This is a genomic window from Kaistia terrae (assembly GCF_026344005.1).
GTDB classification, from domain to species: Bacteria; Pseudomonadota; Alphaproteobacteria; order Rhizobiales; family Kaistiaceae; genus Kaistia; species Kaistia terrae.
Window position 1 is genome coordinate 33,248 of the sequence record NZ_JAPKNH010000008.1, and the last position, 24,333, is coordinate 57,580.

Annotated in this window: 21 protein-coding genes; 8 read left to right on the top strand and 13 right to left on the bottom strand. The window is 66.0% G+C overall.

Annotated features, from left to right (window positions below; all coding sequences use genetic code 11):
* Positions 1 to 9: 9 nt before the first annotated feature.
* Entirely contained in the window at positions 10 to 1,110 is a 1,101-nt protein-coding gene (locus OSH12_RS19915) for a (Fe-S)-binding protein (protein ID WP_266345369.1), read from the top strand.
* Between the two features lies 1 nt (position 1,111).
* Here OSH12_RS19915 and OSH12_RS19920 read toward each other — a convergent pair whose 3' ends face one another.
* Complete coding sequence (locus tag OSH12_RS19920) at positions 1,112 to 2,149, bottom strand: LacI family DNA-binding transcriptional regulator (protein WP_266345370.1); 1,038 nt, start codon at positions 2,147 to 2,149, stop codon at positions 1,112 to 1,114.
* Positions 2,150 to 2,458: 309 nt separating this feature from the next.
* Here OSH12_RS19920 and OSH12_RS19925 point away from each other — a divergent pair, with 309 nt between their 5' ends.
* A complete protein-coding gene (locus OSH12_RS19925; RefSeq protein WP_266345371.1) occupies positions 2,459 to 3,484 on the top strand; it encodes an aldo/keto reductase in 1,026 nt (341 codons plus the stop codon).
* A 153-nt stretch (positions 3,485 to 3,637) separates the two neighbouring features.
* Here the strand turns inward: OSH12_RS19925 and OSH12_RS19930 are convergent, their stop codons facing one another.
* From OSH12_RS19930 to OSH12_RS19955, 6 genes are all read right to left on the bottom strand, one after another.
* A complete protein-coding gene (locus OSH12_RS19930; RefSeq protein ID WP_266345372.1) occupies positions 3,638 to 4,387 on the bottom strand; it encodes an SDR family NAD(P)-dependent oxidoreductase in 750 nt (249 codons plus the stop codon).
* Positions 4,388 to 4,506: 119 nt separating this feature from the next.
* The gene (locus tag OSH12_RS19935) at positions 4,507 to 5,508 is read right to left on the bottom strand and encodes a substrate-binding domain-containing protein (protein WP_266345373.1); all 1,002 of its coding nucleotides are present in this window, start codon (positions 5,506 to 5,508) and stop codon (positions 4,507 to 4,509) included.
* Between the two features lie 37 nt (positions 5,509 to 5,545).
* Positions 5,546 to 6,556 (bottom strand): ABC transporter permease, encoded by a 1,011-nt coding sequence (locus OSH12_RS19940; protein WP_266345374.1) that lies wholly within the window; start codon positions 6,554 to 6,556, stop codon positions 5,546 to 5,548.
* On the bottom strand, positions 6,553 to 7,539 hold the full coding sequence (locus OSH12_RS19945) for an ABC transporter permease (protein ID WP_266345375.1): 987 nt from the start codon (positions 7,537 to 7,539) through the stop codon (positions 6,553 to 6,555). Before OSH12_RS19945 ends, OSH12_RS19940 begins: the two co-directional genes overlap by 4 nt.
* Complete coding sequence (locus OSH12_RS19950; protein WP_266345376.1) at positions 7,536 to 9,062, bottom strand: sugar ABC transporter ATP-binding protein; 1,527 nt, start codon at positions 9,060 to 9,062, stop codon at positions 7,536 to 7,538. The genes OSH12_RS19945 and OSH12_RS19950 overlap by 4 nt, the downstream gene beginning before the upstream one ends.
* Positions 9,059 to 9,922: an amidohydrolase family protein gene (locus OSH12_RS19955; protein WP_266345377.1), complete on the bottom strand. Its 864-nt coding sequence runs from the start codon at positions 9,920 to 9,922 to the stop codon at positions 9,059 to 9,061. Before OSH12_RS19955 ends, OSH12_RS19950 begins: the two co-directional genes overlap by 4 nt.
* A gap of 408 nt (positions 9,923 to 10,330) precedes the next feature.
* Between OSH12_RS19955 and OSH12_RS19960 the strand changes: the two genes are divergently transcribed.
* On the top strand, positions 10,331 to 11,290 hold the full coding sequence (locus OSH12_RS19960) for a bifunctional helix-turn-helix transcriptional regulator/GNAT family N-acetyltransferase (protein WP_266345378.1): 960 nt from the start codon (positions 10,331 to 10,333) through the stop codon (positions 11,288 to 11,290).
* Between the two features lie 201 nt (positions 11,291 to 11,491).
* Here the strand turns inward: OSH12_RS19960 and OSH12_RS19965 are convergent, their stop codons facing one another.
* From OSH12_RS19965 to OSH12_RS19985, 5 genes are read right to left on the bottom strand one after another with little or no spacing between them, the layout of a single operon-like run.
* Positions 11,492 to 12,445, bottom strand: a complete 954-nt coding sequence (locus tag OSH12_RS19965; protein WP_266345379.1) for a nucleoside hydrolase — start codon at positions 12,443 to 12,445, stop codon at positions 11,492 to 11,494.
* Between the two features lie 41 nt (positions 12,446 to 12,486).
* Complete coding sequence (locus tag OSH12_RS19970) at positions 12,487 to 13,416, bottom strand: ABC transporter permease (RefSeq protein WP_266345380.1); 930 nt, start codon at positions 13,414 to 13,416, stop codon at positions 12,487 to 12,489.
* The gene (locus tag OSH12_RS19975; protein WP_266345381.1) at positions 13,413 to 14,441 is read right to left on the bottom strand and encodes an ABC transporter permease; all 1,029 of its coding nucleotides are present in this window, start codon (positions 14,439 to 14,441) and stop codon (positions 13,413 to 13,415) included. The genes OSH12_RS19970 and OSH12_RS19975 overlap by 4 nt, the downstream gene beginning before the upstream one ends.
* On the bottom strand, positions 14,438 to 15,979 hold the full coding sequence (locus OSH12_RS19980; protein ID WP_266345382.1) for an ABC transporter ATP-binding protein: 1,542 nt from the start codon (positions 15,977 to 15,979) through the stop codon (positions 14,438 to 14,440). The genes OSH12_RS19975 and OSH12_RS19980 overlap by 4 nt, the downstream gene beginning before the upstream one ends.
* A gap of 20 nt (positions 15,980 to 15,999) precedes the next feature.
* Positions 16,000 to 17,013 carry a BMP family ABC transporter substrate-binding protein gene (locus OSH12_RS19985; protein WP_266345383.1) on the bottom strand — a complete coding sequence of 338 codons (1,014 nt, stop codon included), beginning with the start codon at positions 17,011 to 17,013 and terminating at the stop codon, positions 16,000 to 16,002.
* Between the two features lie 175 nt (positions 17,014 to 17,188).
* Between OSH12_RS19985 and OSH12_RS19990 the strand changes: the two genes are divergently transcribed.
* A complete protein-coding gene (locus OSH12_RS19990) occupies positions 17,189 to 18,028 on the top strand; it encodes an SDR family NAD(P)-dependent oxidoreductase (RefSeq protein WP_266345384.1) in 840 nt (279 codons plus the stop codon).
* 252 nt (positions 18,029 to 18,280) lie between these two features.
* Here OSH12_RS19990 and OSH12_RS19995 read toward each other — a convergent pair whose 3' ends face one another.
* Positions 18,281 to 19,822 carry an MFS transporter gene (locus OSH12_RS19995; RefSeq protein ID WP_266345385.1) on the bottom strand — a complete coding sequence of 514 codons (1,542 nt, stop codon included), beginning with the start codon at positions 19,820 to 19,822 and terminating at the stop codon, positions 18,281 to 18,283.
* Between the two features lie 143 nt (positions 19,823 to 19,965).
* Here OSH12_RS19995 and OSH12_RS20000 point away from each other — a divergent pair, with 143 nt between their 5' ends.
* The 4 genes from OSH12_RS20000 (at position 19,966) to OSH12_RS20015 (ending at position 24,316) form a co-directional block, all read left to right on the top strand.
* Positions 19,966 to 20,829, top strand: coding sequence for a LysR substrate-binding domain-containing protein (locus OSH12_RS20000; RefSeq protein WP_266345386.1), 864 nt, complete (start codon positions 19,966 to 19,968; stop codon positions 20,827 to 20,829).
* A 297-nt stretch (positions 20,830 to 21,126) separates the two neighbouring features.
* The gene (locus OSH12_RS20005; RefSeq protein WP_380224519.1) at positions 21,127 to 22,425 is read left to right on the top strand and encodes a type 2 periplasmic-binding domain-containing protein; all 1,299 of its coding nucleotides are present in this window, start codon (positions 21,127 to 21,129) and stop codon (positions 22,423 to 22,425) included.
* A gap of 92 nt (positions 22,426 to 22,517) precedes the next feature.
* Complete coding sequence (locus OSH12_RS20010) at positions 22,518 to 23,462, top strand: carbohydrate ABC transporter permease (protein WP_380224476.1); 945 nt, start codon at positions 22,518 to 22,520, stop codon at positions 23,460 to 23,462.
* A gap of 11 nt (positions 23,463 to 23,473) precedes the next feature.
* Complete coding sequence (locus OSH12_RS20015; protein ID WP_266345496.1) at positions 23,474 to 24,316, top strand: carbohydrate ABC transporter permease; 843 nt, start codon at positions 23,474 to 23,476, stop codon at positions 24,314 to 24,316.
* The last annotated feature ends 17 nt before the right edge of the window (positions 24,317 to 24,333 follow it).

Consider the following 24,333-nt stretch of genomic DNA (forward strand, 5'->3'; position numbering starts at 1 on the left):
GCCGACGCCGTGCGGCAATGGCGACAGGCACAGGCAGCGCAGGACCCAGAACTCGCCGCGATCGGCCGTGACACCTATTCAGCGCTCGACAGCTGTCTCGGCTGCAACGCCTGCGGCAGCGCCTGTCCCGCGCATGTCAGCGTTCCGGCCCTGAAGTCGCAGTTTCTCGACGCCTATCATGCCGGCCATCGCCGGCCACTGCGCGACCATGCGGCGGTCGCGGTCGAAGCGATGGCGCCGATGCTGGCCAGCATCCGGCCACTGGCACGCCGGCTTATGCCGTTGGCAAGCGGCGTGGCGGCGCGCGCCCTCGGCTTCATCGATCTGCCTGAAATCTCGGGACGCGGCCTGCGCCAGCTTGGCCATCCCGTTGTCCGCCACAGCAGGATCGGGACGATCGCCACGGCCGAAAATACCGTGCTGGTTCTGGAGGATGCCTTTACCGCGACCTTCGATACCGGAGCGGTTCAGGCGGTCTGCGACGGGCTGGCGGCGCTCGGCTACCATCCACTGATCGTGACGCTCCCCCCCGGCTCCAAGGCGGCGCATGCCAAAGGCATGCGCCGGCGCTTCGCCCGGCTGGCCGGACGGCAGATCGCGGCGCTCAACGAGTTAGAGAAGATCGGCCGCCCGATGATCGGAGTCGATCCCGCCTTCGTGCTGATGACCCGCAGCGAGTTCCGCGAGGTTACGCCCTCCGTGCCGAAGGTGATGCTGGTGCAGGAATTCCTGCGCCAGCGGCTTGAGGCCGGCGATCCGTGGCCACAGGCCGCGCCTGGCACGAGTGCGCCAAGACTGATGGTCCATTGCACCGAAGCTTCGGCGGCGCCGCAGGCGCTCAGGCAATGGCAGGAGGTGTTCGCCGCGCTTGGGCTGGCGGTGCGGCCGACCCAGACCGGCTGTTGCGGCATGGCGGGCCTGTTCGGGCATGAGCAACGCCAACAGACGGTGAGCCGAACCCTGTTCGACGCTTCCTGGGCCCCGGCCCTTAAGGGCGAAGCCGCGGTGCTTGCCACCGGCTTTTCCTGCCGCTGCCAGGTCGAGCGCCTGTCGGAGACCACGGCCACGCACCCAATGGCCGCCATCGCCGCCGGCCTGAAAGCCGCCTAGGTCAGCGAATCTTGGGCGCGGCGATCGAGCTGCGCAGCAGCACGTCGCTGCCGAGCATGATGCGGCGCGGCGGCACGTCGAGGCCCTTCAGCCGCTCAAGCAGCAGGCCCGCCGCCTGACGCCCGACCTCGACCATGTCGCGGTCGATGACGGTGATCGGCGGATAGACCAGTTCGCCCAGCAGCGCATCGTCGGCGCCGACGAAGGAGATATCGTCCGGAATCGACAGGCCGAGCAGCCGCACCGCCTTCAGCGCGCCGTAGAAAATATCGCTGCCGGCGGCGAGGATGGCGGTCGGCGGATTGGGACCGGTCAGGAGATCATGCGTCTCGGCCATGCCGCGCTCGGCGCTCTGGGTTCGCGCGCGGATCAGCCAGTCGTCGATCGGCACGCCAGCCTTCTCCAGCGCCCGCTTGAAGCCGGCGACGCGGTCGCGGCCGGGGCGGATGTTGTGCGAGGCGGTGATCAGGCCGATGCGCCGGTGGCCGAGTTGCAGCAATTGCTCGACCACGGTCTCGATCGGCTGCATGTGCTCGCTGTAGACGACGTCGGCCTCGACCGGAATTTCGCGATCGAGCACCACGACCGGAACGCCCATGCGGGCGATTTCCTCGATCGTGCCGGTGGCCGTCTCGTCCGAGAGCGTCACGATCAGCCCGTCCATCTGGCGCTGCCGGGCCGCCTGCAGGAACTCGATCTCGCGCGCCGGCGAGCGGTTCGACGAGAAGGCGAACAGCATGTAGCCTTCCGGCGCCAGTACGGTCTCCGCGCCCTGCGCGACGCGGGCGAAGACCTGGTTGGTCATGTCCGGGATCAGGAAGCCGATCGTCATGGTCTGGTTGGTGCGCATGGCGCGCGCCGCCGCATTCGGCTGGTAGCCAAGCTCGGCCATCGCCGCCAGCACGCGAGCGCGCGTCTCCGGCGCGACGCGCGGGCTCTCGCTGGCGACTCGCGACACGGTTCCGATCGAGACGCCCGCCGTCGCCGCCACTTCATGAATGGTCGGCTGGCGTCGGCCACCCGGCAATTTCCCTGACATAACGTTTACATCCCTACCCTGTCTTCTTGCGGATCAGGGGCATGGACCGGCGATCGCATGCGCGTTTCCTCTGGCCCACAAGCTGCCATCGCCCCCATGGACAAGCAAGGAATATCGCGCAACTTGATGTGAATTGATGGATATCGAAACCTCGGCTCGGGTGCCGTGTTGACGTTTACACGATCCTGCCATTCTATGGGCCGGCTCGCCATCAGGCCCTTCGACGCACGCCTGCCTGTCGGCCGATATCGGCACGGATGAGGCAGCTCGGCGCAGGTCATGGGCGAGGCCGCGAAAGGGAGAGAGACCATGGATCCATTCAAGCGCCGACAACTCGGCCGCACCGACGTGATGCTGCCGCAGATCGGCTTCGGCGCGGCGCCGCTCGGCGAACTTTTCACCAAGGTGTCGGACGCCGATGCCGAGACGACGCTGAAGACGGCGTGGGACGCGGGCGTCCGCTATTACGATACCGCGCCCTGGTATGGTCGCGGACAGAGCGAGCACCGCGTCGGGCGCTTCCTTTACAAGCAGGATCGTGGCGAGCTGATCCTTTCGACGAAGGTCGGCCGTATCCTGCGCGCACCGATCCAGAAGCCCGACGAGTTCGACACCGGCTTCTGGTCCGGCGGCCTGCATTTCGATCACTATTTCGACTACAGCTATGACGGCGTCATGCGCGCCTATGAGGACAGCCTCCAGCGCCTGGGCATGAACCGCATCGACACGCTGGTCATCCACGATCTCGACTGGTGGCATCGCGGCTCGGAACCCATGGTGCAAGCCGGCTTCGCCCAGCTCGCCAATGGCGGTTTTCGCGCGCTGGCCGAGCTGAAGGCGGCCGGGCGCATCCGCGCCATCGGCGCCGGCATCAACGAACTCGGCCTGATCCCGCGCTTCCTCGAACTGTTCGACATGGACTTCTTCCTGCTGGCGCTGCGCTATACGCTGGGCGAGCAGGAGACGCTGACGGAGGAGCTGCCGCTCTGCGTCGAGCGCAATGTCGGCATCGTCATCGGCGGCGTGTTCTCGTCAGGCCTCTATGCCACCGGCCCGGTGCCGGGCGCGAAGTACAATTACTTCGAACCGACGCCGGAGATTTTGGAGAAGGCCCGTCGCATCGCCGAGGTCTGCCAGCGCCACAACGTGCCGCTGCCGGCGGCGGCCCTGCAGTTCCCGCTGCACCATCCGGCCGTGACCTCGGTCATTCCGGGCGCGTTCAAGCCGGAGCAGGTGACCACCAATCTCGACCTCGTCCGCATGGAGATCCCTGCAGACCTCTGGGCCGAACTGAAGCATGAAGGCCTGATCCGCGCCGACGCGCCGACGCCGTAGGCGCAGGACTCAGGCGTACCCCCTCTCCCGCGAGCGGGAGAGGGCTGGGGTGACGGTCTTCTTGAAGTTTCGCCCCGTCGCAATCAGAAGCAAGCAAGCCCTTCACCCTACCCTCTCCCGCGAGCGGGAGAGGGGAAGCAAGGACAGCCCGGACTAATAGGTCGCGCGGCCGCCCGAGAGATCGAAGGTGGCGCCGGTGGTGAAGGAATTCTCCTCCGACGACAGGAAGCAGATCATCGACGCGGCTTCCGAAAGCTCGAGCATGCGGCCACGCGGGATCTTCGCCAGGATATAGGCCAGGAATTCCGGCGCCTGGCTCAGCGCCATCGTCGTCTTGGCGACCGCCGGGGTCACGGCGTTGACCGAGATGTTCTGGGTCGCCAGTTCCTTGCCGAGCGACTTGGTCAGCGCCAGCACGCCCGCCTTGGTCGAGGAATAGGCGACGGCATTGGGATTGCCTTCCTTGCCGGCGACCGAGCTCACATTGACGATGCGGCCATAGTTGCGCGCCATCATGTGCGGGACGACGGCGCGGCAGCAATGGAACGTGCCGGTAAGGCCGATATGGACGACGTCGCTGAAGGCCTGCGGCGGATATTCCCATGTTGGCGCGTTCGGGCCGACGATGGCGGCATTGTTGATCAGGATGTCAATCTGGCCGAAATGGCCGATCACCGCGGCCGTTGCCGCCTCGACCGAGGCGAGATCGCCGATGTCGACGGCGCGACCCTCGACATTCGCGCTGCCGATCTCGGCAACGGTCTTTTCGAGCAGCGCCGCGTCGCGGTCCCAGATCGAGACCTTGCCGCCGGAGGCGAGGATGCGCTCGGCGACGGTGCGGCCGATGCCCTGGCCGCCGCCGGTGACGATGGCGACGCGGTCCTTGAAATCATAGCTGTTCATGATGGCTTCCGTTGCGACGGCGCGCGGCTGCGGCGGGCTCGCCACAGCATGTGGGGGTGGATATGACAATGCCCGCGACGGGCCGAAGCGCATCGCGGGCATCGAACCTGGACGAGAGCTTAGAAGTTGAAGTCGGCGATGTTGGTCTTGTCGAAGGTGGTCAGGTCGGCCTGCGTCTTGATCACGCTGTCCTTCTCGACGGTCACCTTGCCGAGGCCCGGCACTTCGAAGACGGTACCGGCTTCGTTCTTGATCGTGCCGTTCTTGACGCCGACGGCGAAGTTGGCGGCGAGCAGGCCCTGATTGTAGGGGCTCCAGAGCTGGAACGCCTCGACCGTGCCGTTCTCGATGAAGCGGCGCATCTGGTTCGGCGTGCCGAGGCCGACGACCTTGACCTTGTCGGCCTTCTTGGCCGTCTCGACGACCTGGGCGGCGGCGGCAACACCGACCGTGGTGGGCGAGATGATGCCCTTCAGGTTCGGGTAGTTCGCGAGCAGGGCTTCGGTCTCGGTGGTCGACTTCTGCGGGTCGTCATCGCCGTAGGCGATGGTGACCAGCTTCATCTTGGCGTATTTCGGATCCTTCTCGAGGGTTTCCTTCATCGCCGCGATCCAGACGTTCTGGTCGGGCGCGTCGGTGGTGGCCGAGAGGATGGCGATCTCGCCCTCATAGCCGATCTGCTTACCCAGCAGCTCGACCTGCGACGGGCCGGTCTTGGTGAAGTCGACCGGCAGGATGGCGGCGTCGCGGTGCGTCTCGTTGCCGGGCATGTCGGAATTGACCGACAGGATGATCGTGCCCTTGGCGCGGGCGCGGTCGAACACCTGGTTCAGCGCATCCGGGCTGTTGGGCGAGATGGCGACGACGTTGACGCCGCGCTGGATCTGCGCGGTGACGAACGGGATCTGCGAGGTGGCTTCGGCCGAGGCCGGAGCGACGGTGGTGAACTCGCAGCCGAGTGTCTTGCAGCCGTCCTCGAAGCCTTTGATGATCGAATCGAAGTACGGATTGCCCGTGTTCTTCGGGATGTAGACGATCGAGACCGGGTCGGCGGCATAGGCCGCTCCGGAGAGAAGCGTCGCACCGAGTGCGACGGCGAGCATCAGGTTTCTTCTCAGCATTTTCAGTTCCTCCCTGTTAGTGCTGCGTTAGCGCCCGTTAGCGTTGGCTACGGGCATAGATCGCGTTGGTGGCGATGATCGAGACGATGAGCAGCAGACCCATGATGGTGAGCTGCGCGTTGATGGCGATGTTGGCGACGGTCATGCCGGTGGCGATGATGACGAGCAGCCAGGCGGCAAGGAACGTTCCCAGGATCGAGCCGCGACCGCCGAAGATGTAGGTGCCGCCGAGCATGACGATCAGCACCATGGTCAGCTCGCCGCCGGTCGCGAGATCGTAGCGGACCGAGCCGAGACGCGACGCGACCATCAGGCCTGCAATCGAGCTCGTCAGCCCCGAGGCGATGAACAGGCCCATCTTGATGCGGCGGACGCGGATGCCGGCATGGATGGCGGCGATCTCGCTGGTGCCGATCTGGTAGATCTGGCGGCCATAGATGGTGATACCGAGGAACAGGCCGAGCAGGATCGACGCGGCGATAAAGACCAGCACCGGCACCGGCACGATGCCGACCATGCGGTAGTCGATGCCGACGAACCAACCCGGGAAACCGCTGATCGACTTGTCGCCGGCCAGCACCTGCGCCAGGCCGCGATAGAGGATGAGCGTGCCGATGGTGACGATGATCGACGGCAGCCGCAGCACGGTGACGAAAAAGCCGTTGAAGGCGCCCATCACCAGGCCCGACAGCAGGCTGACGCCCATGGCGACCGGGATCGGCGCGCCGGCCTTGAAGGCGGTGCCGAACAGGCAGGCGGACAGTGCCATCTGGGCGGCGGGCGACAGGTCGATCTCGCCGGAAATGATGACGATGGTCAGGACCAGCGCCACGATGGCGAACTCGATGTAATAGGTCGAGCTTTCCAGGATGAAGCCGAGATCGGCGAAGAAGGGCGACAGCCGGGTCGCGACAATCGCTGCGATCACCAGAAGCAGCAGCGTCACCACTTCCGGCCGGATCAGCCAGACCTGCCAGCGCGGACGGGGTGCCGCGGCCTCGCGAACGATCACGCGCGGGGCGACGGGGTTCTTGTCGATAGAAGTCATGCGCCACCTCGGGCAAGCAGGCCGCGAAGGCCGCCCTGGCGGACGGTGCGGTCGATGACGAGGGCGATCAGGATGATGCCTCCATAGATGGCGTTCTGCCAGAAGCCGGAAACGCCGAGGATCGGCAGCGCCACCTGGACGGAGCCGAGCAGCAGCACACCGAGCACGGTGCCGAGCACCGAGCCGACGCCGCCATTGATCGAGACACCGCCGATGACCACCGCCGCGATGACGGTGAACTCGAAGCCGACGCCGGTGATGCCGGGGTTCACATAACCGAAGCGCGCCGCGTAAATCAGGCCGGCAAGGCCCGCCAGCGCGCCCGACAGCGTGAAGACGAGGATCGTCACCGGCATGACACGGATGCCGCGCAGGGGTGCCGCCACCGGATTGGAGCCGATCGCGTAGATCTGGCGGCCGATCTGGCTATAGGTCAGGAACAGCCAGGTGGCGAAGGCGACGCCGAAGGCGATGATGACGATCCACGGAATGTCGATCGGCGAGGTCTGCGCCATGCGGATCAACGGCTCGGGAATATCGTTCGGGTCGATCTGCTTCGAGCCGGACAGGATGAACAGCAGGCCGCGATAGAGGCTGAGCGTGCCGAGCGTGACGATGATCGACGGCAGCTTGAACACCGTCACCACCAGGCCGTTGACGAAGCCGAGCGCCGCGCCCGACAGCACGCCGACGGCGAAGCCGACGAAAAGCGGCAGCTCCGGATGATCGCGAAACACCATGCCGGCAGCGATGGCCGAGAAGCCGAGGATCGAGCCGATCGAGAGGTCGACGTGACGGGCGACCAGCACCATCATCTGGCCCATCGCCGCGACCAGAATCAGCGGCACGGCGAGCAGCACGATGCGCAGCGTCTCGGTCGAGAAGAAGCGCGGCTGGATCAGGCTGACGACGGCCACGAACAGCACGAGCATGACGAGGATGCCGGCCTCGCGGGCGCGGAACAGGCGGGCGATCTCGCTCATGCCGCTGCTCCCGAAACCGTATGGCGGCCGGAACGCGGCACGGCGGCATGCATGATCGTCTCCTGGCTCGCCTCGGCGCGCGGAATATCGGCCGTCAGCTTGCCTTCGGACATGACGAGGATGCGGTCGGACAAGGCGAGCAACTCGGGCAATTCGGAGGAGATCAGCAGGATGGCGCGGCCACCGGCGGCGAGTTCGCCGATCATGTCGTAGAACTCGGCCTTGACGCCGATATCGATGCCGCGCGTCGGCTCGTCGAGGATCAGGATGTCCGGCTCGGCCAGCAGCCAGCGGGCGAGGATCGCCTTCTGCTGATTGCCGCCGGAAAGCTCGCCGATCGGCTGGCGCACGGAAGCAAGCCGGATCGAGAGCTTCTCGACCGATTCCTTCGCCAGCGCCTTCTCGACCGTCCGGCGGATGATGCCCTTGGGCGCGATCCGCTTCGGGACGGCGGCGGTGATGTTGGTCTCGACCGGCAGCGTGCGGAAGATGCCTGCGATGGCGCGGTCTTCGGACACCAGCGCGATGCCGAGGCCGATGGCGTCGGTCGGCTCGTTGATCGTCACCGGCTTGCCGTCGATCTCGATCACACCCGAGGTCGCCGGCGCGACGCCGAAGATGGCGCGGGCGACATCGGTGCGGCCGGCGCCGACCAGCCCGCCGAGGCCGACGATCTCGCCCTTGCGGATGTCGAACGAGATGTTCTCGAACCGGCCCGGCAGCGTCAGCGCCCGCACCGAAAGCGCGACCTCGCCGACATGGCTGGTGCCGCGATGCAGGTAGTCGGCCACAGGACGACCGATCATGCGACGGATGATGTCGGCGTCGGTCAGGCTCGCCGTCGTCGCCGTCTCGATCTTGTCGCCATCGCGGAAGATGGTGACGCGGTCGCAGATGGCGCGCACTTCTTCCAGGCGATGCGAGATGAAGATGATCGTCCGGCCTTCCTCGCGCAGCCGGCGGACGATCTTGAACAAGGTCTCGACCTCCTTCGGCGTCAGCGCGGCGGTCGGCTCGTCCATGATGATCAGCCGGCTATCGGAGGCGAGCGCACGGGCGATCTCGACCATCTGCTGGTCGGCGATCGACAGGCCGCGCATTGGCACGGTGACGTCGATCGGCACGTTCAAGAGGCCCATCAGGCGGCGGGCTTCCTTGGCGAGTTCGGCCCAGCGGACGCGGCCGAGCGGCTTGGCGCCGACCTGGCCGATGACCAGATTTTCAGCGACCGACAGATCCGGGAACGAGATCGGCTCCTGGTGGATCAGCGTGATGCCGAGGCGCTGGGCGGCGATCGGAGACGCGATCTCGACGGGTTTGCCGCCGAGCTCGATCGTGCCGCGCGTCGGCCGGTGCACGCCGGCGAGAATCTTGGCGAAGGTCGACTTGCCGGCGCCGTTCTCCCCCAGAAGCGCGTGCACTTCGCCCGGCATCAGGTCGAGGTCGACATTCCTCAGAACCTCGACGCCGCCAAAGGATTTGGAAATGCCGCGCGCGGAGACGAGCGGCGCAGAAACTGTCATCGAGCCGTCTCCAGCCGATAGAAGCGGACGGCATTGTCGCGCCAGAATTTTTGGCGCTCGGCGTCGGAGGCCGAGGCGAGGACGTCGTCGAGAATGGCGACCCAGCGGCGGAACTCGATCGCCTGCACGGCGACCGGCCAGTCGCCGCCGAACATCACGCGGTCGAAGCCGAAGGCGTCGATGGCGACCTGGACGTAGCGCTTCAGCTCGTCCTCGGTCCAGTTGGCGTGATCCGCCTCGGTGGCGACGCCCGAGATCTTGCACGAGACATGCGGCAGCTCGGCCAGCTGGTGCATCTGGGTCCGCCACGGCTCCATCAGGCCATCCGCGATCGCCGGCTTGCCGATATGATCGAGGATCATCGGCACTTCGGGAATCTGCGCCGCGAATTTCAGCACGTTCGCCATGTGGCGATGATCGACGCAGATATCGAAGGAGAGGCCGAAATCGGCGAGCGTGCGCACACCCTCGATGAAATCGGGCCGCAGGCAGAAATCGAGATCCGGCTCAAACTGGATAATGCGGCGGATGCCGCGCAGGATGTCGTGGCGGGCCAGGCACTCGATATCAGCAGCGACAGCGGCACCCTTTTCGAGCGGCGCCCAGGCGACCATGCCCTTGATGCGCGGATCGATTTTGGCGAGGCCGGCGACCCACTCGGCTTCCTGCTCATACTGCGCGGTATCGACCTCGCATTGCAGGAAAACCATGGCTTCTACGCCAAGGCCTTCGGTCGCCTCATTGTAGCGGTCGAGCCCATAGGCCTGGTCGAGCACGGCATTGCCGTCGAGCCACGCATAGCGCAGCCTCTTGGGATCCCAGAGATGGAGATGCGTATCGACGATCGGACCGCGCGACATCAAATGTCTCTCGCCCGAATAGCCACGACCATAGCTCCGCCGTCGTTGCGCACGCGCTTCCCCTCCCCTTCCACGGCATTCCTCAACGCCGCAAAGGCGCCTCCACCCAGCGCCTTTTCCTCATGTAAACGTCAACATGCCATGCCGCGCACGTCAAGCGACATTCGGCATACGCAACAGGGATTTCACGCAACGCTGTTTGAGCCGAGATCCAACAAACCGTTCATATGCCTCCGCTTCTGCTCAAAAATGCGCCGTGGTGAAATCCGGGCAGGCCTTCAGCGATGAATGGAAACGTTGCTCATCCCGTTTCCGATTGACGGCGCGGCACTGCGCCCGAATGTCCGGCTGGACAGGACCGGGCCATATGGTTGTATAATGCAACTATCGAGACAATGAGGTTCCCGCGTGTCCAGTGTCGCCTTGGTTGATGAAATCCGTTCCGCATCGCGTGGAATCGTCCGTGAACTCGGCTTCATGGACCCGACGCTGGCCGGCACCGCCTATTCCGCCTCGGCGGTGCATGCGCTGCTGGAGGTCGAGCGCCGGGGATCGATGACCGCCGCCCAGCTCGTTCAGGTCCTGAAGCTGGAGAAATCCAGCATCAGCCGCATGCTCGGCAAGCTCATCGGCGCGGGCGAACTGATGGAGGCTGCCGGCGACGAGGACGGTCGCGTCAAGCCGCTGATGCTGACCGCGCAGGGCCAGCGCACCGTCGCCGGGATCCATGCCTTTGCTCGGGATCAGGTGACAGCGGCGCTCGCGCATCTGAACCCGGCCGAGCAACAGGCGGTGGCGCTGGGGCTTTCGTCTTACGCACGCGCCCTGGCGGCACGTGATCCGGCCGCTGGCGAAGCGGCGGCGCCGCCCATCGAAATCGTCACCGGCTACCAGCCCGGATGGATCGGGCGGGTGGCCGAGATGCACGCCACGCACTATTCGCGGCACTGGGGCTTCGGGCAGTTCTTCGAGAGCACGGTGGCCAGCGGCGCAGCCGAGTTTACCAACCGGCTCGAAAATCCACGCAACCAGGCATGGGCCGCCATCCAAAACGGCCGGATCGTCGGCTCGATCGCCATCGACGGCGAGGATCTCGGCGACAACCAGGCGCATCTGCGCTGGTTCATCCTCGACGAGGTTTGTCGCGGCGGCGGCGTCGGCCGCCGGCTGCTGAGCGAGGCCGTCGCCTTCTGCGATCAGGCCGGCTTTGCCGCGACGCAGCTCTGGACCATGAAAGGCCTCGACGCGGCGCGGCGGCTTTACGAAGCGCATGGCTTCGAACTGGCGAAGGAATGGCTCGGCACCCAATGGGGCGCCGAGGTGATCGAACAGCAGTTTTCGCGGCGGCGACCGGGCGGAGGGGCGTAGGGCCGGCAGGCCCAGCCACCACGAAGGGTCCGATCGATGGCAGCGACCAAACTCGACCATCATCCTGAGGTGCACGGCAAAGCCGTGCCTCGAAGGAGGGTCCAGAGAGCGCTCCGCTGGACCCTCCTTCGAGGCTTCGCTGACGCGAAGCACCTCAGGATGATGGCAGAGCGATTCGATAGGCGTGGGCGCTCGGAAGCCTCAGTGGCCCTTCATCAGCGCCATGAATTCGGCCTCGAAGCGCGGGCGGTCGACGGTCATCGCGACATTGGCGTTGTGGAACGGGATCGCCGTGCGGCGGCGGTCAGCGACCGTCGAACCGCGCGTCAATTCGCCGTTGAGCTCGATGTCGACATACATCCGCTCCAGCCCGACGAGGCTGGGATCCTCGGCGACGGCGACCGCCAGCGGATCATGCAGGCCGCAGCCCTGGATGCCGGGATACATCGTCTTGTAGGCGTCGACATAAAACGAAGTGATCTTCATCAGCGTGCGGGCGGCATCATCACCCTCGCGCGAAATCTCGTCCATCATGTCGGTCGAGAGCAGCGTCGTCATGGTGACGTCCATGCCGACCAGCGTGACATTGGCGCCGGCCTGCAGCACGATGTGCGCGGCCTCGGGATCATTGGCGAAATTGGCGTCGACCATCGGCGCGATCGGGCCGTGGATGCCCGGATGCAGCACCGTCGAACCCATGACGACGATCTCCTTCACCAGCTTGGCGATCTCGGGCGCCTTGGTGATAGCGAGCGCGACATTGGTGATCGGGCCGACCGGGCAGAGCGTGATCTCGCCGGGGTTCTCCTTGATGACGCGGATCATCAGGTCGATGGCGTGCTCGTCGGTCGCCTTGATCTTCGGCTTGGGCAGTTCGACATCGCCGAGCGCATTGGAGCCGTGGATGTGATCGGCCATGCGCTTGTAGGGGCGGATCAGCGAGCGGCCGACGCCCTGCGCCACCGGGATCTCGGGACGGCCGAGCAGTTCCAGGATCTTCAGCGTGTTCTCGGTCGCGATCACCGTGTCGGTGTTGCCGAAGGTGGTGGTCAGCGCCTCGAGCTTTATGCCCGGGCGGCGGACGGCATAGAAGATCGCCATGGCGTCATCGACGCCGGTGTCGACGTCGAGGATCATGCGGCAGGTTTCGGTCATGGCGTGGTTCCCCGGTTTCGTGGAATAGGCGTGAAAAACGATCAGGCGTGCGCGGTGATGGTTTCCGTGGCGCGGCGCTTCAGCCGCTTGCGATGGCTGAGCGCCAGCGCCAGCAGCGTCACCACATAGGGCACGATATCGGTAAGCTGGTTGGGCAGGCCCTGGCTCTGCAGGCGGACGGAGAGCGCATCGGCGACGCCGAACAGCACGCAGGCGAGCGCTGCCCAGAGCGGATGGTTGCGTCCGAGCATGACGGCGACGACGGCAATCCAGCCGCGGCCGGCGCTCATGTCTTCCGAAAAGATGCTGACCGTGCCGAGCGAAAGCTGGGCGCCACCAAGGCCGGTCAGGCCGCCGGCGAACAGCACGGTGAGCACGCGGTAGCGGGTGACGTCGATGCCCATCGTGCCGGCGGCGCTCGCATCCTCGCCGACGCCGCGCATCCGGAGGCCGAGCGGCGTGCGGAACATCATGATGGTCACGGCGGCGGTCAGGATCCAGGCGAGCCAGGTGATCGCGGTTTGCCGTGAGAAGATCCAGCCGATCCAGGGAATGGTATTGATCGCGTCGATGCGGATTTTTGTCAGCCCGACAATGCCGGGGTCCGAAAAGGTGCCGGAGACGCCGAACATCTGCCGCAGCAGATAGGCGGTAAGCCCGGCGGCCAGCAGGTTCATGCCGATGCAGATGACGACGCTGTCGCCTTTGAACACCGTCGCGCCATAGGCGAGGATCAGCGAGAACAGCACCGTGAAGACGATGGCGAATAGAACGCCGCCGAGCGCGCTGCCGGTGGCGTAGGAGCCGACGACAGCGGCAAACGCGCCGACCAGCAGCTGGCCCTCCATAGCCATGTTGAAGACGCCGACCCGACCACAAAGCGTGCCGGCGAGCGCCGCCAGCAGGATCGGCGTGATCGACTGGACCGCCGAATTGACCAGCGACGGCGTGATGAAGCTCATCAGGCTCATGACGATTTCCTGCCCACGCCGTGGCGTATCGCGAGGAACAGGATGATGACGGATTGCAGGATCATGGTGAGCACGCGCGGGATCGCCGTTTCGCGCTGCATGGCGAAGCCGCCCGTCTGCAGGCCGGCGAAAAACAGCCCGGCCGCGATCGCGCCGAGCGGCGCACCGCCGGCAAGCAGCGCCGCCATCAGGCCGGACCAGGTGTAACCGGGGGTCAAAAGCGCACCGTCCTGGTAGCGATAGAGCGAGCCGAGCACGAGGATGGCGCCGACGAGGCCGGCGATGGCGCCAGAGGCAAACATGACGCGCACCTGCTGCGCCGCCAGGCGGACGCCGCCATAGCCGGCGAATTTCGCGTTCAGCCCGCGCATGCGCAGCTCATAGCCGCCGACCGTGCGGCGGTCATAGAAGACGACGGCAGCAGCGACTACGATCATCAAAATCAGGCCGATATTGAGCGGGCCGGAGATCACCGGAAGCCTCGCCGCGTCGGGGATCATCCGGGTCTGGGCAAGGCCGGTCGCCATGTCGCGTAGCGGGAAGCCGACGAGATAGGAGGCGATGCCGATCACCGGATAAGAAAGCAGCAGCGTCGAGATAAGCATCGGGATACCGAAGCGCGTCTCGCCCCAGGCGGCGAGCGAGGCATAGAGGCCCGACGCGACCATGGCGCAGAGGATCGAGGCTGCGATCAGCAGCGGCCCCGGCAGCGGCAGATAGAGGGCTGCCAGCGCCGCGACGAGGCCGCCGATGACGAGCTGGCCGTCGCCGCCGAGATTGACCATGCCGCCACGCAGCGGCAGCGCCGCCACCAGCGTCATGCCGACCAAGGGCACGGCCCAGTTGAGCGTGTTCGGCCAGTTTTGCGGCGCCAGGGCGCCGATCAGGATCTCGCGATAGGCGGCGATCGGATCACCGCCCGAGGCCAGCACCAGCAACCCGCCGATCAGAATGCCGATGCCGATCGCCAGCGGCACGGCCGGGATACGCGGAAACCGGAAGGCCCGCACGCTACGCTCGCTCATGCGGCCTCCGTTCCGTCGAGATGCGCGTCGCGGACGCGGCCGGCCATCAGCAAGCCGAGCGTCTCCTCGTCAGCTTCAGCCGCCGGCAGTTCGGCCAGGATGCGGCCATCGAACATCACCAGGACGCGGTCGGAAAGCGCCAGGATTTCGGTCAGCTCGGCCGAGACCAGCAGCACGGCGCTGCCGCGGTCGCGCTCGGCGACCAACTGGCCGTGGATGAACTCGATGGCGCCGACATCGACGCCGCGCGTCGGCTGCTCGGCGATCAGAAGCGGCGCGGCATGCGAGAGCTCGCGCGCGACCACCACCTTCTGCAGATTGCCGCCCGACAGCGTGCCGACGGCAAGCTGCTCGGAGCCGATCTTGACCCCGAACTTCTCGATCAACCTTTTCGCATGCGCCGTGACGGCGTTGCCATCGAGCAGGCGGCCGTTCGAAAGCGGTGGCTTGCGTTGGAAACCCATCGCCAGATTGTCGGCGGCGGAGGCGGCCAGCGCCGTGCCCGTCGTGGCGCGGTCCTCCGGGATATAGGCAAGGCCGGCGTCGCGATGGCGCTCGACGTCGAGGGCAGTCACGTCGGTGCCGTGGATCGAGACCGTGCCGCCATCCGGAATGCGCAGGCCGGTCAGCGCCTCGATCAGCTCGGTCTGGCCGTTGCCGGCGACGCCGGCGATGCCGACGATTTCGCCAGCGCGAATGGAGAGATCGACATGGTCGACCACCGGCTTGCCGCCATCGGTGGCGACGGTGAGGCCACGCGCTTCGAGCACGACCGCACCCGGATTGCCGGGGCTCTTCTCGACCGTCAGGTTGACCGCCCTGCCCGTCATGGCGCGGATGATCTCGCGCGCCGAGGTCTCTGACGTCACCATGCGGTCGACGACCTTGCCGTCGCGCAGCACGGTGACGCGGTCGGTGATCGCCATCACTTCGTGCAACTTGTGGGTGACGAACAGGATGGTGCGGTCGTCGGCGGTCAGGTTGCGGATGATGTCGAACAGGCCGTCGCGCTCCTGCGGCGTCAGCACGGCGGTCGGCTCGTCGAGGATCAGCACGCGGGCGTCGCGATAGAGCGCCTTCAGGATCTCGACACGCTGGCGCACGCCGACCGAAAGCTGGCCGACGATGGCGTTGGGATCGACCCGCAGGCTGTAGCGCTCGGCCAGCGCCGCGACGCGCTTTGCCGCCTCGCGCCGGTCGATGAAACCGAAGCGGGTCGGCTCCATGCCATAGACGACGTTTTCCCAGACAGTCAGCGAATTGAACAGCTTGAACGCCTGATGCACCATGCCCATCCCGGCGCCGATGGCGTCCAACGCGGAGCGATAGTGCATCTCGGTGCCGCGTAGAACGATGCGGCCGGCATCCGGGGTTTGCATGCCGTAGAGGATCGACATCAGCGTCGACTTGCCGGCGCCGTTTTCGCCCATCACGGCGTGAACCTCTCCGCGCAAGACGGAGAGGTCGATTTGGTCATTGGCGACGAGCGGCCCGTAGCGCTTGACGATGCCGGTGGCTTCGAGCTCGATCGTCGACATATCTCAGAAAAACCGCCTGCTTACTTCGCGAGCTGCATCGGATCGGCGACCTTCACCGTTCCAGCGACAACCTCGTCGCGCAGCGCCTTCACCTTGGCGATCACGTCCGGGAATTTGGCGATCAGGCAGCCCGAATCCTCGATGCCCGGCTCCAGGCTGGTCAGCGTCATGCCGCCCTCGGCGAGGCCGTAGGTGGCGAAGGCCGGCTGGTCGCCCTTGAACAGGCCCGCGACGCCCTTTTCAATGACGATGTCGGTACGCTTCTGGACGTTGTCCATGACAAGGCCGGGAGCCTGCGGGCACTGGTTGCTGTCAACGCCGAAAGCGGCGGCGCCCGGAAGGTCTTCCATGGCCTTGAAGATGCCGCCATTCGAGCCGGCGCCGCCGGCCATGATCCGATCCGTATTGTCGGAGACCATGATGCTGGCGCGCTGCTGGCCGCGAGCCGGATCGGAGAACGGGTTGTTGCCGCCGATCCAGAGCGTCGGGGCGATCTCGATTTCCGGCTTCACATGCTTGGCGCCTTCGGCGAAGGCGTCGGTGTAGCGATGGATGAAGGGGATATCGAGCGCGCCGATGGCGCCGACCTTGCCGGTCTCGCTGGTCAGGCCCGCGACGGCGCCGGCCAGGAAGCTGGCTTCATACTCGCGGAACACCGAGCAATAGATATTGGCGACCGGCGTCTGCGGGCAGCTGTCGACGAGCAGGAATTTCGTGTCCGGATAGGCCTTGGCGACTTCCGGCAGCACGTCGTTGAACTCGAAGCCGACAGCGATCACGACCTTGGCGCCTTCCTTGGCGGCGGCGTCGAGATTCTGGCGGATCGTCGTCGGGTCTGTGCTCTCATAGATCTTGGCGGTGGCGCCCGCGGCTTCCGCCGCCTTCTCGGTGCCGGCCTTGGCGAGCTTCAGGAAGTCGTTCACGCCAACCGGATTGGGCGAGACGAAGACGACCAACGGCTTGGCGTCCTGCGCCTGAGCCGTCGTCACCGCCATCAGCGCAGCCGCGCCAGCCAAAAGACCCCGAAGCCTCATCTGCAATCTCCTGCATGTGGAATGGCCGGAAGATATCGACTCAAGGATGGCGCCACAACTACGATTGACCGCATATCGATCATGCCTATTCTGCGCGCAGGCGATACCGCTGCGCGTCCAGTGACTTGCCCTGTGTACTGGCTTTAACGACCCTCTGCCGACGATTGGATTCTCGATGTCGAAATACGTGACCCGCCGCCCCGACAAGGCCCTGCCCGTGCGCAAAGGACCGGTTTTTCCGATCCATGCCGGCAAGGGCTTCCTCGTCACAGGCGGCACGGGCGGCATCGGCCGATCCATCGCGGAATTGCTGATCGCGCAGGGCGCCCACGTCGTCATCGCGGATCTGAAGCAGGCAAGCGTCGACGCCACGGCTGAAGCGCTGGGCGGCGCGGCCGGCGGCTGTTTCGGCATCGCCATGGATGTTGCCTGGGAAGAGGCGGTCGCGGAAGGCGTCGCCAAGGCGATCGACCTGCTCGGCCGCGTCGACGGCCTCGTCAACTGCGCGGCAATCGTGCTGCACTCAGACCCGCTGGCGATCTCGCGCGCCGACTGGCAGAAGCAGTTCGAGATCAATCTGTTCGGTGCCTATGACATTTCGCGCCTCGTCGCCGCGCACATGATCGAGCACGACATCCAGGGCGCCATCGTCTCGATCGCCTCCGAGGCCGGCAAGAAGGGCCATGTCGAGTCGCTCGCCTACAGCGCCTCCAAGGCCGGCATGATCTCGATGACCCGGATGCTGTCGGAAGCCCTTGCGCCCTACGACATCAACGTCAACTGCGTCTGCCCCGGCGGCGTGGCGACGCCGATGCTGAAGGAGGTCTCGGAAGCCTATTCGGAATTCACCGCCGAGCCGGCGCCGGCGATCTTCGACAAGATGCTGTCGGCGCAGCTGGTGCGCCATCTGCAGCCCGTCGAGGTGGCGCGGGTCACGTCCTTCCTGCTCGGCGACGACGCCATGCTGGTGCGCGGCCAGGCGATCAACGCCGACGCGGGCGAAACGCCTTATTGAGGGAAGCAAGCCCCCGGCACTTTTCCCGACAAAGCTCGACCATCATCCTGAGGTGCCCGGCAGAGCCGGGCCTCGAAGGAGGGTCCAGCGAACCGCCTGATGGAGAAATCGGGGTCGATCTCGTCGGACTTCCGACGCTCGCCAGAGTGGAGTGCCAACTGGACCCTCCTTCGAGGCTTCGCTTGCGCGAAGCACCTCAGGACGATGGTCGTGCCGGCCGACCGGCTCAGAGCGGCCAAGACGGCTCTCTTGCTATGGCACAGGCTGGCACGTGGGAACGGCGGACCTCGTCTCCGCCTCACCCCGCCCAAACACAACATAGCTCGCCAGCGCCAGCAGCCAGACGGCGAGGCCGCCATAGAGCAGGATCCAGCCGAAGCCCTGCGTCAGTGCCTGATGCACGATCGCCGGCGACAAGCCGCCCTCGGACGGAACCGTCGCGCCGGCCGCGATCTGCTGCGCCAGCTGGCGCAGCGTCGCGCCATCGACGTCGCCCGGCAGCGCCGACTGAAGCGATGCGCGTACGCCCTCGACCAGCAGGAAGCCCATCAGCGCGATGTTGATGGCGAGCGAGATCATCCGCGCGCTCATGTCGATGCCGGACGCCATGCCGGCCCGGTTGGCGGCGACCGCGCCCGTCGTCGTGTTGGTGACCGGCGTGTTGGTGAAGCCGAGGCCGATGCCGGCCAGCACGCAGCCGGGCAGCATGGTGAGCCAGCTCGCCGCCTCGACGCTGCTGCCCCACTTCATAGCCAGGAAGCCGGCGCCGATGAAAAACAGGCCGGCCGGGATGACGAGGCCGGGGCGGTAGCGCAGCGACAGGCGCTCGGCCAAAGGCGGCACGACGAGGGTCGGCAGCGTGTAGGCGAGCAGCGCGGTGCCGGCGGCGACGCTGTCATAGCCGAGGCCGGCCTGGAACCAGATCGGCAGGTAGATCATGAACGGCCAGAAGCTGACATTCATCGCGGCCGAGCCGATCACCGCGCCGGAGAACGGGCGGATGCGGAACACGGAAAAATCGAACATCGGTCGCGGGCTGCGCTTCTCGGCAACCAGGAAGCCGAGGAAGCTCGCGATCGCGACGGCGAGGATCGCCAGCGCCGCCCGACTGGCAAAGCCGAGATCCGGGCCCTGGGTGATGAAGAAGGTGAGCGCGAACACAGACAGCGACAAGGTCAGGATGCCGGCGAGATCGAGATGCGTCGCCTCGGGGTCACGCGATTCCTCGACGCCGCCGAGCGCCAGTCCCAGCGTCACCAGGCTGAGCGCGACATGGACGAGAAACACCCATTCCCAGCTCCAGACCGCGACGATGGCGCCGCCGACGATCGGGCCGAAACCGAGGCCGATGCCGAAAATGATGCCCCACCAGCCGAACGCCATGCCGCGCGCGCGGCCGTAGCGGAACTGGTGCGACAGCACCGCGACCTGGCAGATCAGCATGACGCCCCCGCTCAGGCCCTGGACGAAGCGGGCGGCAATCAGCACCGAGACGCTCTCCGTCAGGCCGCAGATCAGCGAGGCCAAGCCGAAGGCGGCGATGCCGATCAGGAAGACACGCTTGCGGCCGTAGCGATCGGCCAGCGTGCCGGTCGCCATCAGCACCGTCGTCACCGCGAGGGTGTAGGCGTTCATGATCCATTGCAGCTCGATGAAATCGGCATGCATCACCTTCTCCAGCGTCGGCAGGATCGCGGGCACGCTGGAAATCTCCAGGCCGAACATCAGCGAGGAAAGGCAGACGGCGGCAAGCGCGACAAGGGCGCGACGCGATGGGGATGGGGAATGGGACATGCGGTCGGCTTTCGACAAGGTTGCGACGGCTCCAGCGGGAGGGTTGGCGTCGCGAGGGATTCGGCGGCGACCTTAGCCGGAGGTTGACGACAGCAAAACCGGATGGATATCTATTTCAGAGACAACAAATCCGGATACACTCCATGACCGTGCTGGATGTCGAGTCGGTTCAGGCCTTCGTCGCCATTGCCGATTTCCAGAGTTTTACCCGCGCGGCGGAGGCGCTGGGGACGACGCAGGGGGCGATCAGCGTCAAGCTGAAGCGGCTGGAAGACAAGATCGGCCAGCGGCTGATCGAGCGGACGCCGCGCGCGGTGCGGCTCTCGGCGCAGGGCGCGCTGTTCCTCGACGGCGCGCGCGGCTTCCTCGCCGCACATGAACGGGCGCTGGCGGGCCTCTCCGATTGCCGCCGCCGCTTCACGCTCGGCATCGCCGCCCATGTCGCCGGGCCGGAAGTGCCGACCCTGCTGGCGCGGCTCAATGCGCATGATCCGGGGCTGACGATCGAGGTACGGCTCGACAATTCGCGCACCCTGCTCGACGCCTTCGACCGAGGCGAGCTCGACGCCGCCATCATTCGCCGCGAGGACGATCGCCGCGATGGCGAGATCATCGGGCCGGAACATTTCGGCTGGTACGCCGTGCCGCAGTTCGAGCACCGCCAGGGCGAACCGGTGCGCCTCGCGGCGCTTGCCCCCTCCTGCGGCGTGCGCGACATCGCCACCCGCGCGCTCGACGCCCGCAACATTCCCTGGACCGAAGTGTTTCTCGGCGGCAGTTCGTCGATGGTGACAGCGGCGGTCTCGGCCGGCCTTGCCATCGGCGCGTTCTCCTGCCGGCTGGCGCCAGCCGGTACGGTCGAGATCGGCCCGCGCTTCGGGCTGCCGGAACTGCCGTCGTCGGAAATCGTGCTGCATTCGACGCTGACCGACGCCAAGTCGCGCGGCGCGCTGCGCACGCTCGCCGCCGCGTTCCGCGAGCATCGCGGCGCGACGATGACGGGCTGAGGCGCGAAAGCAAGCCCCTCACCCTACCCTCTCCCGCTCGCGGGAGAGGGTTTTCGCCGGCGCGCTTCCTCGATTCCGAAGCTTGCACCGGCGCGCGACCGACATCTTCGCGCCCGCCTCCACACACTCCCTCCGCCCCGCCGCCACGCTCCGGCGGCCAGCCCCTTCGCGACTCCGCTTGCAATATAAAATCGATGTGATTTAATCCGCCTCAGCTGCCGCAGGAAACGCGGAGCGGAAGAAGAGAGACGGCGCCACAGCCGTCCGTTCGAGGAAACACCCACGGGAGATTTCATGATGCGCTTGCGTCTTTGCACCGCGTTGCTGGCATCCGCCGCCGCGTTCGTCGCCGTCACTGCCCATGCCGACAATCTCGTCACCAAGGACCGCGTCGGCCCTGCCGATGCGCCCAAATCCTTCACGCTCCGCCTGACCAATGACGGCCCGACCAGCACCGATCCGGTCTGGGCCGAGGGCTACCAGAAGCTGTTCAGCGAGTTCATCCAGCGCCATCCGGGCTGGCGCATCGATCTCGAGCGCATGTCCGACAATATCGGCCAGGAACAGGCCCGCATGCTCGAGCAGGCGAAGTCCGGCAACGGCCCGGATTGCGCCGCGGTCGACAGCTTCGTGCTGGCGTTGTTCAAGGGCGCCAACGTGCTGAAGCCGCTCGACGAATACTTCACCAAGGAAGAAGTCGCCGACCTGTTCCCGTTCATCCGCGAAGGCATCACCGGCCCGGATGGCAAGATCTACGCCTGGTGGTGGAACACCGATCTGCGCGTGCTCTACCGCAACAAGGAAATCGTTCCGGATGCGCCGAAGGACTGGGCCGAGCTGAAGGCAGCAGCCCTCGCTTCCAAGGAAAAGGGCGGCGAAGGCGTGCTGTTCAATGGCGGCCGCTGGGAAGGCACCACCTTCGACTGGCTCGCCAATTTCTGGGCCCAGGGCGGCAAGCTCGTCGACGACAAGGGCAAGCCGATCTTCGCCGAGGGCGAGAACCGCGAGAAGTTCCTGAAGGCCGTCAACTACTTCAAGGATCTGGTCGATTCGGGCGCTGCTCCGAAGCGCGTCGCCACCATCGTCAATTATGACGAATTCAACGCGGCGGCGGCAGCCGGCACGGCGGCGCTGTTCATCGGCGGCAACTGGCAGTACGGCCAGCTCAAGAACACGCTGGAGCCGGAAGAGTTCGCCAAGTGGACCTTCTCGGAGATCCCCGGCCCGACCGCCGACCAGCGCTCGACCGGCACCGGCGGCTGGACCTTCGGCGCCTTCTCCAACGATCCGGAAAAGGTCGCCATGTGCGCGGCCGTGATCAAGGAAGTCTATGCCGGCACCGGCAATGCGCTGCAGCAGCAGCTGCCGACGGCCGCCGCCCTCTACGGCAAGTACGACGTCTTCAAGACCGAGGCGAACGAGACCTTCGCCAAGGCGCTCGTCAACGGCCAGGCCCGTCCAGGCGTGCCGATCTATCCTGAGATCTCGAACCAGATCCAGGTCATGATGGGCGACGTGCTCTCCGGCACGAAGACGCCGGAAGCGGCGCTCGACGCCGCCAATACCGCAGTCCAGGCCGCCTTCGCGCGCCTCTGACCCCGGCATTCGCGACAGGGCCCTGTCCTTCTCCCCCCAGGACAGGGCCCTTCCCCTCCGCATGGCGCGAGGGGCGTTCAAGGAGTGACCTCATGCCGACGACAACGGCGGCCGCCATCGGCGCCGCGCAACGCCGCGTGGCCGGGCCCAGCCTCGCACGACGCATCGAAGCAAACCCGTTCACCTGGCTGGTGCCGGTCGCCGTCATGCTCGGCGTGTTCTACCTCTACCCGATCCTCGACGTGTTCCGCCTCGGCCTCACCAATGCGAGCCTCGTCGGAAGTGACGAGCGCTATACGCTGGTGACGCTACGGGCGATGTTCGAGAACCCCGCGCTCCTCGACATCCTCAAGACCACCTTCGTCTTCACCATCGCCAGCGTCATCGGCCAGCAGGTGTTCGGCCTCGCCATCGCGCTGATTGTCATGCGCGGCGAACGCCGCAAGCTCCGGGGCATGGTGGCGCTCCGCACCATCGTGCTGATCGCCTGGGTCATCCCCGGCATCGCCAACGGCCTGATCTGGCAGATGCTGTTCAGCGAGGCGCCGTTCGGCGCCATCAACTCCGTGCTGCGGATGATGCACATCTCCCCGGTGGCGTGGCTGTCGGACCCGAACATCGCCATGCTCTCGGCCGTGATCTCGAATGTCTGGCGCGGTACGGCCTTCTCGATGATCGTCTTCTACGCGGCGCTGAAGGCGATCGATCCGACCCTTTACGAGGCAGCCAGCGTCGACGGCGCCGGTCATCTGCAGAAGCTGCGCTTCATCACGCTGCCGCAACTGCGCGCCGCCATCCTAGTCAATTCGATCCTCGTGACGATCCAGACGCTCAACACCTTCGACGCGATCATATCGCTCACCGGCGGCGGCCCCGGCCGCGCCACCGAGGTGCTGTCGCTGTTCACCTTCAACACGGTGTTCCGCAATTACGACCTTGCCGGCGGCAGCGTGCTGTCGGTGCTGATGCTGGTGATCAGCCTCGTGCTGGCGCTGTTCTACGCTTCGTTCATGCCGCGCCGGGAGGCTTCCGAATGACCCATGTGCGAATGACCCACGAAGCCCGCGAAAAATGGGGCGATGCGTTCACCTATCTGTCGGCAATCGTCATTGCCGCCTTCTTCCTGACGCCGCTCGCCTGGCTCCTGTCGCTGTCGCTGCGGACGCGACAGGAAGTCTTCCTCGGCGCCAGCCGCTTCATCCCGAAGCGGCCGACGCTCGACAATTTCGCCCAGATCCTCTCGGATCCGACCTTCCTGCTCTATCTCTGGAACGGGCTGAAGCTGTCGGCGCTGGGCGGGCTCGGCTGCCTGCTGGTGGCGGCGCCCGCGGCCTATGCCTTCTCGCGCTTCTGGTTCTCCGGCAAATCGGCGCTGATGATGACCATCCTCGCCTTCCAGATGATCTCGCCGCTGGTCATCCTGGTGCCGCTCTATCGCTACATGGCCCGGCTCGGCCTGCTCAACAGCCATTTCGGCGTCACCATGGTCTACATCGCCATCGGCGTGCCGATGTGCACCTGGCTGGTGAAGAGCGCCATCGACAACATCCCGAAGTCGCTGGAAGAAGCCGCGGCCATCGATGGCTGCAGCCGCTTCGGTACCTTCTGGCGCATCACCCTGCCGCTCGCCGCCCCCGGCCTCGCCTCCGCCTTCATCCTGATCGTGATCCTGAACTGGTCGCAGTTCCTGATCCCGTTCCTGCTTTTGAACAAGGATGCGCAGCTGCCGATCTCGGTCGCGATCTTCAATTTCGCCGGCACCTCCAACGCCTCGTCGACCCAGGTGCTCGCCGCCGCCTGTCTCGTCGCGGTGGTGCCGGCCATCATCGCCTTCCTCCTCCTGCAACGCATGATCGTCGGTGCGCTCACCGCCGGTGCCGTCAAGGGCTGAGGCAAACCCAACCCCGC

What these genes read in the sequence shown, in the direction of transcription:
- OSH12_RS19920 (WP_266345370.1), bottom strand. Translation starts at nt 2,149, where the DNA reads ATGTCAGGGAAATTGCCGGGTGGCCGACGCCAGCCGACCATTCATGAA.
- OSH12_RS19925 (WP_266345371.1), top strand. Translation starts at nt 2,459, where the DNA reads ATGGATCCATTCAAGCGCCGACAACTCGGCCGCACCGACGTGATGCTG.
- OSH12_RS19930 (WP_266345372.1), bottom strand. Translation starts at nt 4,387, where the DNA reads ATGAACAGCTATGATTTCAAGGACCGCGTCGCCATCGTCACCGGCGGC.
- OSH12_RS19935 (WP_266345373.1), bottom strand. Translation starts at nt 5,508, where the DNA reads ATGCTGAGAAGAAACCTGATGCTCGCCGTCGCACTCGGTGCGACGCTT.
- OSH12_RS19940 (WP_266345374.1), bottom strand. Translation starts at nt 6,556, where the DNA reads ATGACTTCTATCGACAAGAACCCCGTCGCCCCGCGCGTGATCGTTCGC.
- OSH12_RS19945 (WP_266345375.1), bottom strand. Translation starts at nt 7,539, where the DNA reads ATGAGCGAGATCGCCCGCCTGTTCCGCGCCCGCGAGGCCGGCATCCTC.
- OSH12_RS19950 (WP_266345376.1), bottom strand. Translation starts at nt 9,062, where the DNA reads ATGACAGTTTCTGCGCCGCTCGTCTCCGCGCGCGGCATTTCCAAATCC.
- OSH12_RS19955 (WP_266345377.1), bottom strand. Translation starts at nt 9,922, where the DNA reads ATGTCGCGCGGTCCGATCGTCGATACGCATCTCCATCTCTGGGATCCC.
- OSH12_RS19965 (WP_266345379.1), bottom strand. Translation starts at nt 12,445, where the DNA reads ATGACCGAAACCTGCCGCATGATCCTCGACGTCGACACCGGCGTCGAT.
- OSH12_RS19970 (WP_266345380.1), bottom strand. Translation starts at nt 13,416, where the DNA reads ATGAGCCTGATGAGCTTCATCACGCCGTCGCTGGTCAATTCGGCGGTC.
- OSH12_RS19975 (WP_266345381.1), bottom strand. Translation starts at nt 14,441, where the DNA reads ATGAGCGAGCGTAGCGTGCGGGCCTTCCGGTTTCCGCGTATCCCGGCC.
- OSH12_RS19980 (WP_266345382.1), bottom strand. Translation starts at nt 15,979, where the DNA reads ATGTCGACGATCGAGCTCGAAGCCACCGGCATCGTCAAGCGCTACGGG.
- OSH12_RS19985 (WP_266345383.1), bottom strand. Translation starts at nt 17,013, where the DNA reads ATGAGGCTTCGGGGTCTTTTGGCTGGCGCGGCTGCGCTGATGGCGGTG.
- OSH12_RS19990 (WP_266345384.1), top strand. Translation starts at nt 17,189, where the DNA reads ATGTCGAAATACGTGACCCGCCGCCCCGACAAGGCCCTGCCCGTGCGC.
- OSH12_RS19995 (WP_266345385.1), bottom strand. Translation starts at nt 19,822, where the DNA reads ATGTCCCATTCCCCATCCCCATCGCGTCGCGCCCTTGTCGCGCTTGCC.
- OSH12_RS20000 (WP_266345386.1), top strand. Translation starts at nt 19,966, where the DNA reads ATGACCGTGCTGGATGTCGAGTCGGTTCAGGCCTTCGTCGCCATTGCC.
- OSH12_RS20005 (WP_380224519.1), top strand. Translation starts at nt 21,127, where the DNA reads ATGCGCTTGCGTCTTTGCACCGCGTTGCTGGCATCCGCCGCCGCGTTC.
- OSH12_RS20010 (WP_380224476.1), top strand. Translation starts at nt 22,518, where the DNA reads ATGCCGACGACAACGGCGGCCGCCATCGGCGCCGCGCAACGCCGCGTG.
- OSH12_RS20015 (WP_266345496.1), top strand. Translation starts at nt 23,474, where the DNA reads ATGACCCACGAAGCCCGCGAAAAATGGGGCGATGCGTTCACCTATCTG.